Source organism: Spirosoma sordidisoli, from assembly GCF_004138325.1.
Taxonomy (GTDB): domain Bacteria; phylum Bacteroidota; class Bacteroidia; order Cytophagales; family Spirosomataceae; genus Spirosoma; species Spirosoma sordidisoli.
In genome coordinates this window covers 306,783-322,157 of record NZ_SBLB01000001.1, presented here as the reverse complement: position 1 = coordinate 322,157, position 15,375 = coordinate 306,783, and the positions used below count along the sequence as shown (strand labels likewise).

The 15,375-nt window shown below is 53.0% G+C and carries 16 protein-coding genes; 10 read left to right on the top strand and 6 right to left on the bottom strand.

What is annotated here, in order from left to right; translation table 11 throughout:
- The first annotated feature begins 6 nt into the window (after positions 1–6).
- From EQG79_RS01615 to EQG79_RS01585, 7 genes are all read left to right on the top strand, one after another.
- On the top strand, positions 7–1,821 hold the full coding sequence (locus tag EQG79_RS01615; RefSeq protein ID WP_129599430.1) for a hypothetical protein: 1,815 nt from the start codon (positions 7–9) through the stop codon (positions 1,819–1,821).
- A complete protein-coding gene (locus EQG79_RS01610; RefSeq protein WP_129599427.1) occupies positions 1,709–2,293 on the top strand; it encodes a hypothetical protein in 585 nt (194 codons plus the stop codon). Before EQG79_RS01615 ends, EQG79_RS01610 begins: the two co-directional genes overlap by 113 nt.
- A gap of 80 nt (positions 2,294–2,373) precedes the next feature.
- Entirely contained in the window at positions 2,374–3,294 is a 921-nt protein-coding gene (locus tag EQG79_RS01605) for a hypothetical protein (RefSeq protein WP_129599424.1), read from the top strand.
- A 77-nt stretch (positions 3,295–3,371) separates the two neighbouring features.
- Positions 3,372–4,442, top strand: a complete 1,071-nt coding sequence (locus EQG79_RS01600) for a hypothetical protein (RefSeq protein WP_129599420.1) — start codon at positions 3,372–3,374, stop codon at positions 4,440–4,442.
- 74 nt (positions 4,443–4,516) lie between these two features.
- The gene (locus tag EQG79_RS01595; protein ID WP_129599415.1) at positions 4,517–5,773 is read left to right on the top strand and encodes a hypothetical protein; all 1,257 of its coding nucleotides are present in this window, start codon (positions 4,517–4,519) and stop codon (positions 5,771–5,773) included.
- Positions 5,773–6,222, top strand: a complete 450-nt coding sequence (locus EQG79_RS01590; protein ID WP_129599412.1) for a hypothetical protein — start codon at positions 5,773–5,775, stop codon at positions 6,220–6,222. The genes EQG79_RS01595 and EQG79_RS01590 overlap by 1 nt, the downstream gene beginning before the upstream one ends.
- The gene (locus tag EQG79_RS01585; protein ID WP_129599409.1) at positions 6,219–6,758 is read left to right on the top strand and encodes a hypothetical protein; all 540 of its coding nucleotides are present in this window, start codon (positions 6,219–6,221) and stop codon (positions 6,756–6,758) included. The genes EQG79_RS01590 and EQG79_RS01585 overlap by 4 nt, the downstream gene beginning before the upstream one ends.
- 70 nt (positions 6,759–6,828) lie before the next feature.
- Here the strand turns inward: EQG79_RS01585 and EQG79_RS01580 are convergent, their stop codons facing one another.
- The 5 genes from EQG79_RS01580 to EQG79_RS01560 all read right to left on the bottom strand — a co-directional run bounded on the left by EQG79_RS01580 (position 6,829) and on the right by EQG79_RS01560 (position 9,833).
- The gene (locus EQG79_RS01580; RefSeq protein WP_129599403.1) at positions 6,829–7,920 is read right to left on the bottom strand and encodes an RNA-guided endonuclease InsQ/TnpB family protein; all 1,092 of its coding nucleotides are present in this window, start codon (positions 7,918–7,920) and stop codon (positions 6,829–6,831) included.
- Between the two features lie 85 nt (positions 7,921–8,005).
- Positions 8,006–8,188, bottom strand: coding sequence for a hypothetical protein (locus EQG79_RS01575; RefSeq protein WP_129599398.1), 183 nt, complete (start codon positions 8,186–8,188; stop codon positions 8,006–8,008).
- 21 nt (positions 8,189–8,209) lie between these two features.
- Positions 8,210–8,965: a Rha family transcriptional regulator gene (locus tag EQG79_RS01570; RefSeq protein WP_165358820.1), complete on the bottom strand. Its 756-nt coding sequence runs from the start codon at positions 8,963–8,965 to the stop codon at positions 8,210–8,212.
- On the bottom strand, positions 8,965–9,420 hold the full coding sequence (locus EQG79_RS01565) for a hypothetical protein (RefSeq protein ID WP_129599388.1): 456 nt from the start codon (positions 9,418–9,420) through the stop codon (positions 8,965–8,967). Before EQG79_RS01565 ends, EQG79_RS01570 begins: the two co-directional genes overlap by 1 nt.
- Before the next feature lie 206 nt (positions 9,421–9,626).
- A complete protein-coding gene (locus tag EQG79_RS01560) occupies positions 9,627–9,833 on the bottom strand; it encodes a helix-turn-helix domain-containing protein (RefSeq protein ID WP_129599383.1) in 207 nt (68 codons plus the stop codon).
- A gap of 545 nt (positions 9,834–10,378) precedes the next feature.
- Between EQG79_RS01560 and EQG79_RS01555 the strand changes: the two genes are divergently transcribed.
- Positions 10,379–10,972 (top strand): hypothetical protein, encoded by a 594-nt coding sequence (locus EQG79_RS01555; protein ID WP_129599380.1) that lies wholly within the window; start codon positions 10,379–10,381, stop codon positions 10,970–10,972.
- 29 nt (positions 10,973–11,001) lie between these two features.
- Here EQG79_RS01555 and EQG79_RS01550 read toward each other — a convergent pair whose 3' ends face one another.
- The gene (locus EQG79_RS01550) at positions 11,002–14,418 is read right to left on the bottom strand and encodes a tape measure protein (RefSeq protein ID WP_165358819.1); all 3,417 of its coding nucleotides are present in this window, start codon (positions 14,416–14,418) and stop codon (positions 11,002–11,004) included.
- Positions 14,419–14,469: 51 nt separating this feature from the next.
- Between EQG79_RS01550 and EQG79_RS30890 the strand changes: the two genes are divergently transcribed.
- Both EQG79_RS30890 and EQG79_RS01545 read left to right on the top strand, forming a co-directional pair.
- On the top strand, positions 14,470–14,676 hold the full coding sequence (locus EQG79_RS30890) for a hypothetical protein (protein ID WP_165358818.1): 207 nt from the start codon (positions 14,470–14,472) through the stop codon (positions 14,674–14,676).
- A gap of 370 nt (positions 14,677–15,046) precedes the next feature.
- Positions 15,047–15,307, top strand: a complete 261-nt coding sequence (locus EQG79_RS01545; RefSeq protein WP_129599370.1) for a hypothetical protein — start codon at positions 15,047–15,049, stop codon at positions 15,305–15,307.
- The last annotated feature ends 68 nt before the right edge of the window (positions 15,308–15,375 follow it).

The following is a 15,375-nucleotide window of genomic DNA, read 5'->3' as shown; positions in this document are numbered from 1 at the left end:
CGACCGATGCCGCTCACCCCCAACGATCCCCTAGTCAAAAAGGCCGAAACGAAGGCCGTAGACGCTGCCCGGCTCTACGACCAGCGCCACCGCCTGCACGCCGAGTCGGCTACCGATGCTGCCTCGGCGTCGCCCTATTTTCGGTCGTGGGTGACGCAGTACCTCGAACCGACGATTCCCGCCAAGTCGGCTCGTGAGCAGGTGCTGCGCGATATCGTCTGGCCGCTGGTATCGAACGAGCTGGTGGATGATATCTCGGATTCGGCTGCGGCTGTACACGGGGCGCAGGACCGGTTCATATCGATCGAGCTGACCGACGAGAAATTGCAGGCTGACGCTGAGCAGTACATCGAGCAGCTCGATATCGACGGGTTCGTGGCGCGTGACTGTCACAACGCTGTAATGTCCGCTCCTAATTCGCTGGTCGTGGTGGACCTGCCCGCCGTTCAGACAACCGACTTCCCGGAGCCCTACCCCTATTTGCTCAGCATCGAGAAGGTACAAAAGGCGCTGCCGGCCGTTGGCGCCAACAAAGCGGGGCTTCTGCAATTCGCCTATTTCGACACTGAGCAGAAAAACCAGCGGGCCCTGTTCGACGAGAGCGATTATGCCATTTTCGAGAAGGCGAACGGAACGACGGGGGAGTGGGTAGAAAAGCTTCGGTTTCAGCATTCGCTGGGCTTTTGCCCGGCGTTTAAGTTGTGGGCAGACGTTGATCGGAGCAACCCCCTGGTGTCGAATACGCTGCTCCGGCCGTCGCTGGGTTTGCTGGATCGGTACATCTTTTGGGATGCGGCCCAGCACAGCAACGACCTGAAAGCCGCTTTTGCTCAGTTCTGGCACCTCGAAGCCGAGGAGGAGCCGTGCCGGTGGATCAGCGAACAGGGCATGCCGTGCGTAAATGGCTCCTATGAGTACCAGGATCCAATCACGCCGAGCATTACCACGAGGCATAAATGCCCGTCGTGTGCGTCGAAAGTCAGACGTGCCCGGGGTGGACCTGGATCCGTGATCCCGATTCCCGCTCAGCAGAAGCGCGAAGATGCCGACTGGCGGGTGCCCGCTGGCTGGATCGACGCCCCGATCGATAGCCTGAAATACATTCAGGAAAAGGTCGAGTTCCTGCGGGCGAAGATCCGGCGTACGGCCACCGGTAGCGAAGCCGGGCCGCAGAATGAGCAGGCCCTGAACGAATCGCAGATCCTCTCGATTCTGGAAGCCGCCCGCCAGGTGGGCCAGTACCTGGCTGAGTATTTCGAGATGCTGCACAAGCGGATACTCGAAGCGGTGCTCCGCCTGCGGTATGGCCCCTATTTCGTGGGCTGCACTGTGAACTACGGTCGCCGGTTCGCGGCCCTGAGCGGTGATCTGCTCATGAAGCTGGCCGAGATGGCGAAAACCAATGGCTCGTTCTGGCTGATGGAGGAAATTGACGGCATGCTGCAGAACTACTACGCCCGCTCCGATGCGTCGCGTAGCCTGCGGTTCAAGCTGATCAACGACCTCAACCCGTACCCGTACATGGCTCCGGCCGACCTAATGAGTGCTGGCATTCATACCAGCGACCCGAAAGGGTATCAGCTGGCGGTTGGCCTGATGGGCTTTATCCGGCGCTTCGAGCGTGAGGAGCAGATCCCGATCGAGCGTTTCGGTATCCTGACCCCGTATTCATCCCGAGTAACCACAATTTTAGACGCTTTAAAATCGTATGTCGACGAAATCGAACCAGCCCAACCTGCCCGAGTCGCAGGAGACGCAGACCCCAACAACCCCACCGGCGACCCAGCCGGAGGTTCAGACCCAGGAGGTCAAACAGCCTGAGGTGAAAACAGAGCCGAGCACGCCCGAACCCGCCCCGCAGATTGATATCGCAGATCTTATTGATATCAAAGCTTTTATTGCTGAGGGCATAAAAAACGGTGTCGCTGCGGCACTGGCTGCCCAAAAGGTGCAGGAAGCCGCAGCCCAGGCTGCGACGCCACCGGCCGAAGAACCGGAGTCGAAGCCGACCGGTAAGAACACCTGGCCATACGGCAACAAGGACAAAAACAAGGAGTTCGACCTGTCGACAATGACCGGTCTGTCTGAGCTGCCAACAGACAAAGTGGTGGCCGTGCTGCCTAAGTACAACACCGATTCGGAGGGTAAGCAGATCGGCTACGACAAAAAGAACTGCATCGTTCAGTTCTTCGATCCAGGCGACTACGATGCCCGCAGCAAGACCGACAAGCAAACCGGATCGTCAACGTTCCAGATGCTGGGCCTCGAGCCCGTCGTCGTTCACAGAGTTTAAATTTTCTCAGTACCCAGCGGGCGGGTGTCCGCTGGGATTTTCTCAATTAATAATCAGCGTCTACCGGACGGACCCAAACCATGGCATTTACCCTCGAAGACATCAACGCGCTCACGGATGAGCAGATTACCCCCGAAATGGAAGCGGCCTTAATGGGCAAGATTGAAAACCGCGCCATTACCTACCTGACGGGAAAGGGACACGTCGTCAAACCGAAAACGGAATACGATACCGAGTTCAACACCGCCCTGAGCACCAAGCAAAAGGAGTGGGCCGACTCAGAAGCACCGAAGTTTTACGGGGCGATGGATAAGATGCTGGCCGCTGTAGGCCTCGCCAAGCCCGACGGCATGAAAACCCGGGAGTACGTTGAGAAACTGTCTGCGGAAGGCAAATTACCCTTCACCGCCGAGCAGATCACTAAGATCGAAGCCATGCTCAAAGGCGATGGTGGAGGCAGTACGGCTGAAAAAGCCCTGCTTAATCAGCTCAAAAAAGAATTCGACGACTATAAACAGTCGATCGAAGATGGTAAGAAGGGGGAGTTTGCCAAAACTGTTACCAGGCTGGTAGATAGTTCACTGAAAACGGCCCCAGTGAACATTGATCCGGCCCTGAAAACCGACGCAGAGAAAGCAACCGCCCGCAAGGGGGCTGTATCGGACCTCACTGCGCTGTTCAACTCCCTCTACGAAGGTGCCGAAGATGCTAATGGCGTACTCGGATTCAAGAAAAAAGGAACCGCTGATTTTCTGATGAACACGGCCACCGGCGAACCCATGACCCCGCTGGAGATCATTCAGAAAAATCATTCTCTGTTCCTGGCCCCGACCGGTCACCAGCAACAGGGTGGCGGTACCGGTGGCTCCGGCGGCTCCGGTGGCGGCAAACCCAGCACCAAACAGGAAATTTATAAAGCCGCGTCCGACGCCGGGCTCCGGATGTACTCCGACGATTGGAAGAAGTTCGTCGCCGAGAAGGAGGCAGAACTTAAAAAGTAGTCATTACCCGCATTGCCATCTACCGGACGGATTGCAAGGCTTACCAGTTCATTTTTTAACCCGTCTGTATTACCACTATGGCAATTACCAACATGACGTTACCCGAGCTGATCGCCAGTATCAACTCCGGGCAATTTGGGAAGCTGGAGGGTCGGATGAGCCACTACGGCGCCATCAACACCCTCTACCGCAACGCGAACGCCTTGTTCGGGGCTGCGCTGATCGAGCTGATCCGCAAACAGCCCTTTACCCGTACCATTAAGATCCCGATTTTCGATAAGTACAACCACACGGTTCTGACCGTACGTTCGTGCGATATCAACTGTCAGGATATCGGTACCCGGTTGAAGGCACTCACTCGTACGCACCTGGCGATTGACATCTGTATCAATCCGTCGGACTACGAGAACAACTACGTACTGATGGAGCAGGCGCTGCGGCACCGCTACACGATGGCCAAAAAGGCCGTGTACACGAAGCTCGACGAAATGGCGGCTGCGTTCATTGATGCCAACAAGGACACCACGATGGTGGTCGATCCGGCCAACGGACCCAACGCCAGCCCCCTGTTCAAAGGCAAAGCGGGCGCTTATGAGCTGCCGACGTCGCTGAAGTTCTACAGCTTCCTGCAAACCATCATGGAGCAGATGGACATTCAGGGGCCCTACTTCGATCTGCACAACACGGTGGCTATGGCCGATACCAACCTGCTGGGTGCGCCCGGTGGCGGTAACGTGCTGGCTACCGATAAGCTGATGGCCGGTGCTCAGATTGTGGAGTCTGATCACTCGAACCGGCTGGCGGTTGGCTCGGCTCTGCCGGTGCACTACATCGCTCCAATTGGTAGCGTGGGAGTGGTGAACATCATCGACGGCGTGTACCGCGATAAGCCGGTGATCGGTTCGCCGGAGGATTTCACCCAGTGGGAGCGCTTCAAGGACGTCACGGAAGTGAAACTATGGGGTCAGACGCCCGATGAGGTTTTCAACGATTGGGATTGGGGCGTACTGCAGGAGCATACCTGCGTAGACGAGACGATTTTGTACAAGACGAAGTTTTCGGCCGACTTTACGTTTGCCTGCGACTTCACGAGCGTTGCCGGTGAGTCACCGATCAAACGCTTCGACATTGCTGCGATTGCGGCATAGTTGTGTAGCTAGTTTAGGTTGTATTCGGTCAATCCCCTCTCTGATTCAGAGGGGGGATTTTTTTGCTTTCTGATATGCTCGATACTGTAAAACTCACAAATGAATTAACCGGCGTCGTCGGGCTGTACTCGGGCTTTCAGTCTGGGGCCGATCTGGTGGGGAGTCAGCACGCGGACCCGCAACTGTTCCTGTCCGATGCCCACAAGCTCCTGCGGCCCGATATCCTGGCTGCGCTGGGTCCAAACGTGGTCGACTTCGTTGCCCTGAGTTACGAGGCCAACAAAACGTATAAGCAGCACGATCTGGTCAGTGACAGCGGCACCCTGTACCAAAGTGTCAGGTCCGCAAACACAGGGCAACCGCTGACCGATACGGACTACTGGCAGGAAACGACGCCTTTGTCGGCCTGGTACGGGCGGATCGAGCGGGGAGCCATCCGCAAACTGGCGATGTCGTTGGCCAGTGCACCACCCGCCCAGCCGGTTCTCGAACGCCAGCCCCTCTACAACAAAGAAGGCAATCTGGCGGGCAAGCTGACCAAATCCAACCGGTTCCTCGCCTTACGGGTATCGGTGGCCGACGATATCGCCCTGATGATGCTACGGGCTGCCCTGCAGGTAACCGGCCCGCTGGCTGGCCTGCCGATCTACGTGTTTCACTCATCGTCACCCGAACCGGTAGCCGCCATCGGCCTGACGGGCAACAGCTCCGGCCGCAGCATCTGGAACGATGGTGGAACGGTACTGACCTCGCTCAATGACGGGTATTACCTGATTGGCTACTTCGAAGCGGATCTGCCGATCGGGGTGCAGGCGGTTGGCGCCGAGCGGGGCTTTTCGCCGGCCGGTTGTTCGAGCTGCCTCGGCAGTGATTACGCGTTGGCTCAGGGCCGACAACGCCTTGTCGACATCCGGCCTGTCTACGTAGAGAATGCCGATGAACCGGGCGTAATGACCTGGAACGAGGAAGACGAGAACGACGTCACGCGCCAGACCTGGGGGCTGAACCTGATCATCGAAGCCCGGTGCAGCGTGACGGCTACGCTGATTCAGAACAAGGAGATGTTGACGCATGCCCTGCTGTACGTCATAGCCTGCGACGTGCTGGAGGAGATCAGTACCAGCGACCGGGTGAACGGGCTGGCGGCTCAGTTCCGCAACGAAGCCTACGTGGCCCTGAATGGGCAGAACAGCGCCAAATACGATATCGGCCTGCGCGGGGAAAAAGACCGGCTCTTGGCTGATCTGAAGAAGGTCATGCAGCGCGTTTCGCCGTGTATGAAGGCGGAAGCCCCTCGCCGGGGTATTCGGTTTGAAAATATGTATGACTAATGGCAAACCGAACCCTCGATCTGCGTACGGCCTTCGTGGCTCCCTTTCGCCGTCTGACGGTCGAAACCATCTACCAGGCTATTCGGGAGGTGGTGGAAGAGAACGAGGAGTTCATTGCCGACCTCAACCGTGAGCAGCTGCACGCGGGCCTGCTCGACGATGGCCGGCCGATTACGCCTGACTATACCGACGTAACCGTAACCCTGAAAGACGCAAAAGGGCAGCCCAGCGACCGGGTGACCCTGAAGGACAAAGGCGATTTCTACGGCTCGATCTATACGCAGGTGTTCGCCGACTCGTTTCTGATCGATGCCACGGACCCAAAAACGGCCGAACTGATGGCCAAGTATAGCGATCGTATTGTGGGCCTGACGACTGAATCAACCGCTCGGCTGGTGGCTTTCTTTCGCCCCCAGATCATTCATAAACTACAACTGCTCATCCGATGAACCTGAAGCCACCGGCTACCCTGCCCGAATCAAACGTTGCGCTCGACGAGGTGCTGCAAACCATACAGGACCAACTCGCCACCACCATCAGCTGGCTGGGGAGTAACTCGCTCGGCCGCGTCAAACCGCAAACGGTAAAAGGCAAACTGGAGCCCTGGATTCGCCGGGGCCAAACCAGCGAGTACTACCGCGCCTACCCGAACGACACGCTACCGGCGTTTTCGTGCCTGTACGCCCACGATGACGAGAAGTACGACGGTGAACTGATCACGCGCACCCTGTCGGTTATCGTCTGGCTCAACTACAAAAAGGCCAGCATCAACAGCCTGGAGCTGGCCAAACTGAACGTACGTCAGCAGCTGCGGGAATTGTACTGCGTGCTGGCCGTTTCGGGGTCGAAAGACCAGACTGTGAGCGGCCCGGCCGCAATCTATCCCGGCTTTGACGTGTCGGGACTCGAAGAACGCTATCAAACTCACCCTTTCGCTGCCTTCCGGATGGAATGCATTGTCCATTGGCATGACCTATGTTACTGATGGAAGTGTCTGACTCCCTTTTCAGCCTTGGCCTTCTTAAGCTACCCCCTCTAATGAGGTTGTATATCTCTTAAGCTGACACGGAGTGTCCCTCCGCCCTGTTTTTTATATTGATTGCCGCGTTTATATCACGGTCATGCTCTGTAAAGCATAAGGGACATTGCCACTGTCTAATGTCCAGCGTTAGGCTTTGGTTGATGAAGCCGCAAGACGAGCATGTTTTTGAGGTGTAATGCGCCGGAACTTTGTACAGGTTCCGGCCATACCACTTAGCCTTGTACTCTAGCATTGCCACTAATTCGCCCCATCCCGCATCGCCAATCGACTTCGCCAAATGATTATTTTTCAGCAAGTCGACTACATTTAACTCCTCAACTACTATCGTTTGGTTATCGCGAATTAATTGAGTTGTCAACTTCTGCTGATAATCTTTTCGTGCATTTGCTACTTTCAGATACTGAGATGCCAATTTGCGTACCGCCTTTTTTCGGTTGCAGCTACCCCTTTTTTTACGGGTCACATTGCGCTGTAAGCGAATAAGCTTCTTTTCTTTTTTGTGCAGGTGTCTGGGGTTGCTGATTTTTAGTCCATCTGAGCTTGTTATTAGTGATTTTAGCCCTAAGTCGAGGCCGACTGTTTTTTCAATTCGAGGGAGGGGGGCAATTTCTTCCTCTACCACTACGGTTACGTACCATCCGTCCACAAACTTCTTTATCTGGGCTTGCTTAATGACTCCGTGGCATGGTCGGCTGTAAAACATCTTAACAAAGCCAATCTTAGGAAGCTTAATCAAAGAGGATTCGTGTGTAATCCGAACGTTTTGCCAATACTCAAAAGACGCAAACCGCCCTTTCTTAGCGAACTTGGGATAGCCCTTTTTGCCTTTGTAAAAATTAATGAAAGCATTGTCGAGTCGATCAATCGCGGCCTGTATTGTCTGGGCCTTCATTGCTCGTAACCACGGTGTTTCTTTGGCGATTTGGGCAATCTCTTTCTTTAAATCAGATTTTGAGACAGATAGCTTGTGGAATCGCCACATAACTTGACGGTATTCCAAGCACAGGTTATAGACGAATCGGCAAGCTCCAACCCACTGTTCAAATTGCAGCTCTTGGGCCTTGGTGGGCTTAAGTTTATACCTGTATGTTCTAACGTATATCATAAGTTGATTCCTAAGCAGTGAGGTAGCCGCCGAATCTGTTTAATCAGGGCGGTTGTCGAGCCGCCCTGATTCCGTTGGTTTGCCATCAGTTATCGAAGGCTTTTAGGTCCGCTTTGAATCGCTCTATCTGTCGGCGGGCGTACTCGCATTGCTCAGCGGGGGCGTCGGACTCTTGGAGTTGAGCGAGCAGGTTTTGCCAGTCGGCTAATTGCCGGTTGAGCAGGGCCAGCGTAGCCACGTAATGAGGTAACTTAGGTTGGTTTGCCATATATAGAAAGGGGGATTTCAATTACAGGTCGTCGGGTATGATCAATTCAGCCTTTAACAGCGCGTACAATCGGTCTAAGTGGCCGTACCGTTCGAGGGCGTCAAGTATAGACTCGTTGCCTACTCGTTGCAGCCGGTAGCTATTGACACCGTATACGTCATAGAGTCGCCGGTACAGGTAGGTATAAGTTTCCTGTGTGGTCGTGTTCCAGATGCCAGCGTATTCGATGACGTGTTGGTGAATAATCGACCGCAGGGAGGCCGTAGGCTGAGGCCGGGCGGGGGGCATTCCCGGCAAGGGTAGCTGTTTGGCTATTCGGCGCGATGTAGGGGGGTGATGTGACTGCCCGGCCTTGATAGCCTCCACGTCGGCCCGCAACTGGCTTAAGATTTCCTGTTGCCCGGCCATGAGTTGTAGAATCAACTGCTCATTACTCAGGGCGGGGGCCGGGGTAGGCTCATATTGCTTACGAGCCTCTGCAAACGATTTGATCAAAACAGCCTTGAACTCGACAACACGCTTTGAGTTACGGCTCAGCGTCCCCACAAACAGGGCTTGGTCTTCGGTCAGCAGGGCGACCGTTTCAGGTCGGCCCCGCCCTTCGACTTTTCGCGTTTCAAACGCGATTATTCCAAAGTCCTTCTCGATAGCCTCCTGATGGGTGCGAATCGTTTCGAGTAAGTTCTTATGCTGAATTGCCAAGCCAGCCGCAAAATCCAGGCTCTCGACTGCCAACGAACCTTGCTCGTTGGCAGTGATACGAATTAGCTCATTCATCACAGTACGGGGGCGTTGGTTACGATAAGAGCCTTGTACATGTTGACGACTTCGCTGTAGCGAATAGCGCGGGTAGGCCATGCCGGATTGTCGCGGCTGACAACCATGCCTACCTTGTTGGCTGAACGCACCCGGCCAATAATGTAGGTGGCGGGGGTGGCCCGTAGTTGAATGAGAACAACGCCCGTAGTACTGTGATACTCGGTGGGGTCAAGCATGAGCGATACGACCGAGCCGCCAAAGTTTAACGGCCCGCCCGCCTGCATACTTTCGTCGGGAATGGGGATGATTTCAGACCAGTTGCGGTCGTCTTCGCTCAATGAGCCATCGGCTACCAGTTGAGCCAGATAAAGCGCGTGCCAGGTCGGTTTGGGCCATTGGGCCGCGCTGGGGGCCGTTTGTGGAATAGAAGGGGCATTATTGCCCTTACCCACGTACTTTTGTTCCGTAGACATAAATCTGATAGGTTTGGTTTACTCGCCCCCTTCGCTCGATCCGGCAAGATTTATAGCGTTGGGGGTATTTTTTTGTCGTTTCGGGTTCTACCGTTGAGCGAGGCAACCGGGTTAGGGTACTGTGTCGCTGTTTTCGTCCCTCATTGACAAATCAAAGGTACGCAAAAGTACAGATATATCTATACATAGAGGGCAAAAAATATATTTCAACCTAAACTGATTTTTAGCGGCAAGTTTAAAGCAATAGACACTTTATAAAGTGTTCCTACGGTGAGGTTCTGTTTACCCGTTTCGTATCCACTGATTGCGGCCTTGGTAACCCCCATCAGCTTCGCCAATTCTTCTTGGCTTAATCCTTTCGCTTTTCGAGCCTCACGAATAAGTGCCCCTACCTGCTCTGTTATGTCTGACATACCTCTGGTTGATTGTGTGTGACAAATATACAGGTTTTGACCGCCCGCCCGGTTTGGGTCACATGGTCAAATGACTAAACGGTCATTTGCTTGTGTTAAAGGTATTTTCCTTGCTTCTACAGTCAAGGCTGCTTTAACGTCGTGGATAATGATCGAGCCAAATATCTATAGCCGCTTGGTACTCTTCTTTCGTTATATCGCCATTCTCATAATATTTATTATACTCATTAATCAATCTAGTCGGAGGGCTATCCAGGTTATCTATGTGGTTTTCTAATATGCTATCAATCTTGTACAGCAACTCAAGCTGAAGGGTTACGTTACTTAAGAACTCCTCTGTACTTATGTATTTGCCCATACTGTCTAAAGCGTTTAATAATCACTATTGGCGATAATACATAAAGGTAATGATATACTTATTTGATTTGTAGAGGTACTTTTTTGGCTTTTGGGCATTAGGTTAGCACCCTCAAACCGATGTAGGCATATCGCTAACCGTCGGCTTAAATTCGTACACTTAATACACATCATTAATATTCCACATCATGTTAAGGCTCATTTTGGCTATTTTAGCTTCAAGCACCGTCGTTTCTTGCTCGTCTCCAACTCAGACAACAGTCGAGCGGCCAAAGAGTTATTCTGCTGAAGATTCTACGCTTCTCTCTCAGATTGAAGCCGCTCCAGAGCCGCCACCTCGCAAAATTGATCTCTTTAATAACGTAGATGACTGCCGACAGAAACTGAGCGCTGTGGGTATTGGTGCTTTACGCCGGTGGCGTTTTGATGAAGGCTTTGGCTGGATAGCGGCATCAGACTTTTACGAATTTGGTACACCAGGTATAGGTGGCATACTCAATAACCTGGCCTTATATTTGGAGTCGCCAGCGGAAGGGCACATTGAAACTTTGAAGTTAAAAGTGAATATACCCAATATGAGTAGCAAGTCTACTGCCTTGTCAAAGTATGAAAGTGCAGCCCGTAAAACGTTTAATCTGATAGGGGAGCCAATGCCAGCTGGTTTATCTACAGCCTTAAGAACTGGAAAGGAATATAGAAAAGATACCGCCCACTTTCGTGTAGAGAACGTTTTTGAAGATGGGCGGTATGATTCTTGGAAGCTAATAATTACCTCACATTAAGAAGTTTGTGAGGTAATTATTAGGCAGCCTCACTTGCCCAACTGGTGTTTGTTGCGCTGTTGAATAATTCGGGTGTTGGCGTCATGCTGGCTCACATTGAACCCGTTCCGGTCGAACGTGAGGTGAAATTTGGGGTGCTTGGCTATAGCATCCCCTACGGCTTTACCGATGGCTCCGGCCGTGGGGCCAGCATGGAACGCTGATGCGATTAGTTTCGCCTGGTACGCATCGCGACCCTGCGACAGTTGCGCAACCGTTTGGCCTGCCACACGGCTACGTTCCATGATTTGGCTGCCTTCCCGGTACTCACCCCGTAAAAGCCGCTCTGTGATGTGATTGGGATAGATAATGTCGCCCTTTTTGACGTTTAGAATAGAGGGTTTATCAATCAACGACGCCTTGTTGTCGCGTACCAGTAGCTCTTTCCCGGCTTCACCGGCCAGCGCTGGGCCTTCGTACGTGTCACCAGCCCCACGGCCGTCTTTGTAAGCTGGGAGCGGTTGGCTTTGGACAATAGCAATCTGAGCCAGAGCAAGCCCGCCCGTAAACAGCGCGAGGGCCGGATTTTTGGCAATGTTTACGGCCGCTGCCAGGATTATATCAAAAATAGCTTTCTGACGGGTTTGTATATCCTGCTGACGCATCAGCCTTTTCCGCTGCTCATCGTACTTCCTTTCGATAGCAGCCTTCGCCGATTCGTTGCCCCCAACCGCCTGCAACTCGGCCTCCTTTTGTTTTTCAAGGGCCGTAATCTTGTTTTGGGTACGCTGCTTTTCTGCATCAAAAAGGCCGTCGCCCACTACCTGTGTTAGCTGTAAAGCAAAGTCGGTTAACTGCTTCCGCTTCGTAGCTACCTTTTCATCATTCGCTATTTCCTTATCGGTTTTGCGCTTGGATTGACTTATCGCGTTATCCGCTACCTCTTTATCAAGTCGCTTTTTGTCTTTAGCGGCTTCTTCCTCCCGGGCTTTTTTGATGGCCGCAATCTGCCGGTCAGCCTCCAACATCTCAGCCGCAGTCTTGATGCCGGTTTCTTTCCACTCCTCGAGGTGGTTTATTTTTTCAGCCGTTGCCTGCTCGCTGAGTTGCCGGTCCTGTTCGTAGAAAAAGCCCAGAGCCGTAATTTCATCCCTTAGCTGATCTAAGTCTATACCGGCCAACTGTGCCTTGCCTTCACTCTCCGATATACGCCCATTGTTTACATTCTTCTGAACCTCTGCGCGCCTTTTATCGTAGAAGCGTTGCAGCTCCACCAACTGGTCTTGATAGTTCGCTGCCGTTTCGCCATCAATCTCTTTGAATGCATCGTTTAATTCGGCTAACTCAGCCTTCCACCCCGCCTTTGCGATCTTAAGCCTATCTTTATAATAATCGGCGCTGGCGTCCAGAATCTCCGATTCGGCATCACGATACAGTTTACTTTCCTGCAAGCCAGCCTCTTCCAGAATACGCTGCCGGTCCTGTATACCGCCGACGGTTATAGCATTCCGGCGCTCTACAAACTCAGCCTCCGATACAGTACCATCTTCTTTGTCTGCCGACAATTGCCCTAATGCGTTGGCGGTGCTCTGTCTGCTGTCGGCAAGTCGTATTTTGAGCAGGTCACGTTTGTACTGCGTTTCGGCTTCCAACTTTTCGGCCAGCAGCTTTTTGTAATCGTCGGTTTCTTTCTTGCCCGCCTTTATGAGCAAACCCTGCCGTTCGGCGATACCGGCGAGGGTGATTTTCTGCCGCTGCTCAATGAAATCCTGCTCCGAAAGCAACCCATCCTGCTTGTCATTGGAAAGCCCCGCTAGCTGATTACCTGTATTAGCCTTGCTAACTGACAGAGATTCGCTCAACTGACGATCAGCCTCAACTTCGGCCTTTGTTCGCGCAGCAGCGCGGGCTTTTGCTTCTTTGGCCTGCCGCTCCGCTTCAGCCGCCTTATTGGTCGCTGCCTTGCGCTGTGCATTGATTTCCTCCTGCTCATTATCCTTACGCTGCTGACGACGGACGTCTTTTTCTGCCTTGTTCAGCTTTTCCAGAAGCTGTTTATTCTCCTTAATCCGATCCTCTACTTTGGATTTGTTACCGCCGAAAATAGAATCCTTATACGTTGTATTAAGTAGATTTTCGTCGCGGGCAATGGCATCCTGCGTAATCTCACGACGAGCCTTACGCTGATCTATAGACATAGACTGATACTGATTGACTACTTTTTCATTGCGCGAATTGCGACCTACTTGCTTTACGGCTTCGTCGCCAATGCCGGGAATGACCATACCCATGCCGGTATAGCTAGCCAAGGCACCAAAAAACGTTTTCCAGTCCGACGACCGCACCGCAGCCCGCATACCCCGCAGCGTATCGGCAATCATACCAGTAATATTGGTAGCTGTTCGGTCGATAGCCCCGTCATCGTTAAGTGCAGCCAGGAATAGATGTACTTCATTTGTGAGCACATTCCAGCCGCCCGCCATAGACGCCAAATTGTTCTGCGCATCTTTGCCGTAAGTCTTATCCAGCTGATCCGCTAGCTGAGGAAGGACATTAACAGCCAGTAGCTCCCCCTTCTCCATCATTTTGTTTAACTCGACTTCAGAAAGGCCCGTAGCTTCGGCCAGTAGTCGCATAGCGCCGGGTAGACGTTCCGCCAGCTGGCCGCGAAGCTCCTCCGCAGTCACTTTGCCTTTGGACATCATCTGCTCTACAGCCTTTATTGCGCCCTCTATCTCCTCATTAGATAGTTTTAGAGCCGCCCCCGACCGTACGAGTCCGGAAAATATTTGCTGCGTGGCCTTACCCTCTAAGGCGGTGTTGTTTGTCGCTGCCTTTAGTCCCTTGTAGGATTTTGCCAGCACATCATACCGCAGACCCAGATCGTTGGCCGTTGTTAGGAGAAATTTTTGGGTTTGCTGAAAATCGGCAGAGTCTTTAGATACAGCTTTGAGTGCCGAATTAACGCGCTCCATGTCTGCAATGATGCCCAGCCCCATCTGCACTGCATCCAGCGCCGAAGTAATACCAATCAGGCTACCCGCTGTTAGTAGTGCATTGGAGGCTACATTTTTCAACGACGTCCCGTAATTACTCGAACTGCGGGTTTGAATACCCATCTGAGCATCCAGCTGCCGAAGTGCCCGATCATTCGCTTGAATACGTGCCAACAGCTCGGCCGCAGCCTTATTATTGTTATTGATTTTTAGTGTATTCGTCTCAAATACATTATCCAACGCCCGCAGCTGAGCCCGCAGTTGCTTGGTCTCTTGATTAAGGCGATCATACGAACGCTCCGCCGATTCTGTGGCTTTGGTGGCGGTGTTGGTAACGCGAATCAGGGAGTTGTACGCCCGGGTGGTCTGGGTCAGTTCCCGCTCGATCTCCTTTTTGCGCTTGACATCGGCCTTCTGGGACAAATCGAGCTTGGCGTACTCGGCCGACAACGTGGCCAGGCGCTTCTGCATCTGATCAACAACCTTGTTGTTGTTCTGCAGGAACTGCTCGTTACGTTTGAGTTGGTCGTTGTTCTGCCGATAGGCCGTTGTCAGGCCAGCAACGTCGTCTTTCAGTCCGGTTACGGTCTCGACAGCGCCCTGTTGCTTATTGTTGAGTTGCGCGATGAGGTTCCGCTGTTTGGTCAACTCGGCGTTCAGTTCGGCCTGGCTCTTTTTGATGCGCTCGTTTTGGAGTACCGCAGCGTCGGCCCAGCGGGCATTAGCTGATTCAAGGCTATTCAGCGCCTTCTGGAAGGACTGAACATCAACAAGGTCTTCAAATAGGATTGGATTCATGGACGGTAATGCTAATGGGTTAGAGAACCGCACCGTCCGGTAGTGAGGGGTGTCGTAAAAATAGGAAATAAAGCGTAATTTAGCCCTCTCCTTACGCCCACTACCGGACGGTGCGGCCCTCATCCATTTACCGCCGTCCGATGAATCTATTCGTGTCTGAGGGATTGCTCCAAGGCTGTTGTATGGCAGTCACATTGTCATGCGCCGGGGGTAGTCAACCCTTATGGGTTTTCTTGCAAACAATGACCCCTACAGGCAATGAGTCGCCTTTGTCATCCGGCATTGTCCACTACGCTGATCTATGTTACTAGCCCTGCTCATCACCGCCCTATGTGGCACTACCGGCGTGATGCTCGCCGAAAAGTGGGAGATCGACGATTACATGAACACCCACGGGTTCTGGTGTAAGTACTGGCCTGCTCAGCCGTGCCTACTCTGCCGGGGGTTCTGGATCGGCTTCGCGGTTTTCGCCCTTCTTCAGCTGATACCGTGCAGCATCTATGTATTTGTGCCCCTGGCAGCCATACCCCTACAGGTTTGGCTCAATAAAATCATAAACTAAACGCTTATGGCTAGTTTTCTTTTTCTTAGTTGCCGAAAGTTTTGGCAAACCCCAATAGAATATACTCC

Coding starts and splice junctions, on each gene's coding strand:
- EQG79_RS01560 (WP_129599383.1), bottom strand. CDS start 9,833: ATGTCAGACATAACAGAGCAGGTAGGGGCACTTATTCGTGAGGCTCGA.
- EQG79_RS01545 (WP_129599370.1), top strand. CDS start 15,047: ATGTTACTAGCCCTGCTCATCACCGCCCTATGTGGCACTACCGGCGTG.
- EQG79_RS01555 (WP_129599380.1), top strand. CDS start 10,379: ATGTTAAGGCTCATTTTGGCTATTTTAGCTTCAAGCACCGTCGTTTCT.
- EQG79_RS01580 (WP_129599403.1), bottom strand. CDS start 7,920: ATGATATACGTTAGAACATACAGGTATAAACTTAAGCCCACCAAGGCC.
- EQG79_RS01550 (WP_165358819.1), bottom strand. CDS start 14,418: ATGCAGAAGCGCCTGGCCACGTTGTCGGCCGAGTACGCCAAGCTCGAT.
- EQG79_RS01590 (WP_129599412.1), top strand. CDS start 5,773: ATGGCAAACCGAACCCTCGATCTGCGTACGGCCTTCGTGGCTCCCTTT.
- EQG79_RS01595 (WP_129599415.1), top strand. CDS start 4,517: ATGCTCGATACTGTAAAACTCACAAATGAATTAACCGGCGTCGTCGGG.
- EQG79_RS01565 (WP_129599388.1), bottom strand. CDS start 9,420: ATGTCTACGGAACAAAAGTACGTGGGTAAGGGCAATAATGCCCCTTCT.
- EQG79_RS01615 (WP_129599430.1), top strand. CDS start 7: ATGCCGCTCACCCCCAACGATCCCCTAGTCAAAAAGGCCGAAACGAAG.
- EQG79_RS01610 (WP_129599427.1), top strand. CDS start 1,709: ATGTCGACGAAATCGAACCAGCCCAACCTGCCCGAGTCGCAGGAGACG.
- EQG79_RS01585 (WP_129599409.1), top strand. CDS start 6,219: ATGAACCTGAAGCCACCGGCTACCCTGCCCGAATCAAACGTTGCGCTC.
- EQG79_RS01600 (WP_129599420.1), top strand. CDS start 3,372: ATGGCAATTACCAACATGACGTTACCCGAGCTGATCGCCAGTATCAAC.
- EQG79_RS01575 (WP_129599398.1), bottom strand. CDS start 8,188: ATGGCAAACCAACCTAAGTTACCTCATTACGTGGCTACGCTGGCCCTG.
- EQG79_RS01570 (WP_165358820.1), bottom strand. CDS start 8,965: ATGAATGAGCTAATTCGTATCACTGCCAACGAGCAAGGTTCGTTGGCA.
- EQG79_RS01605 (WP_129599424.1), top strand. CDS start 2,374: ATGGCATTTACCCTCGAAGACATCAACGCGCTCACGGATGAGCAGATT.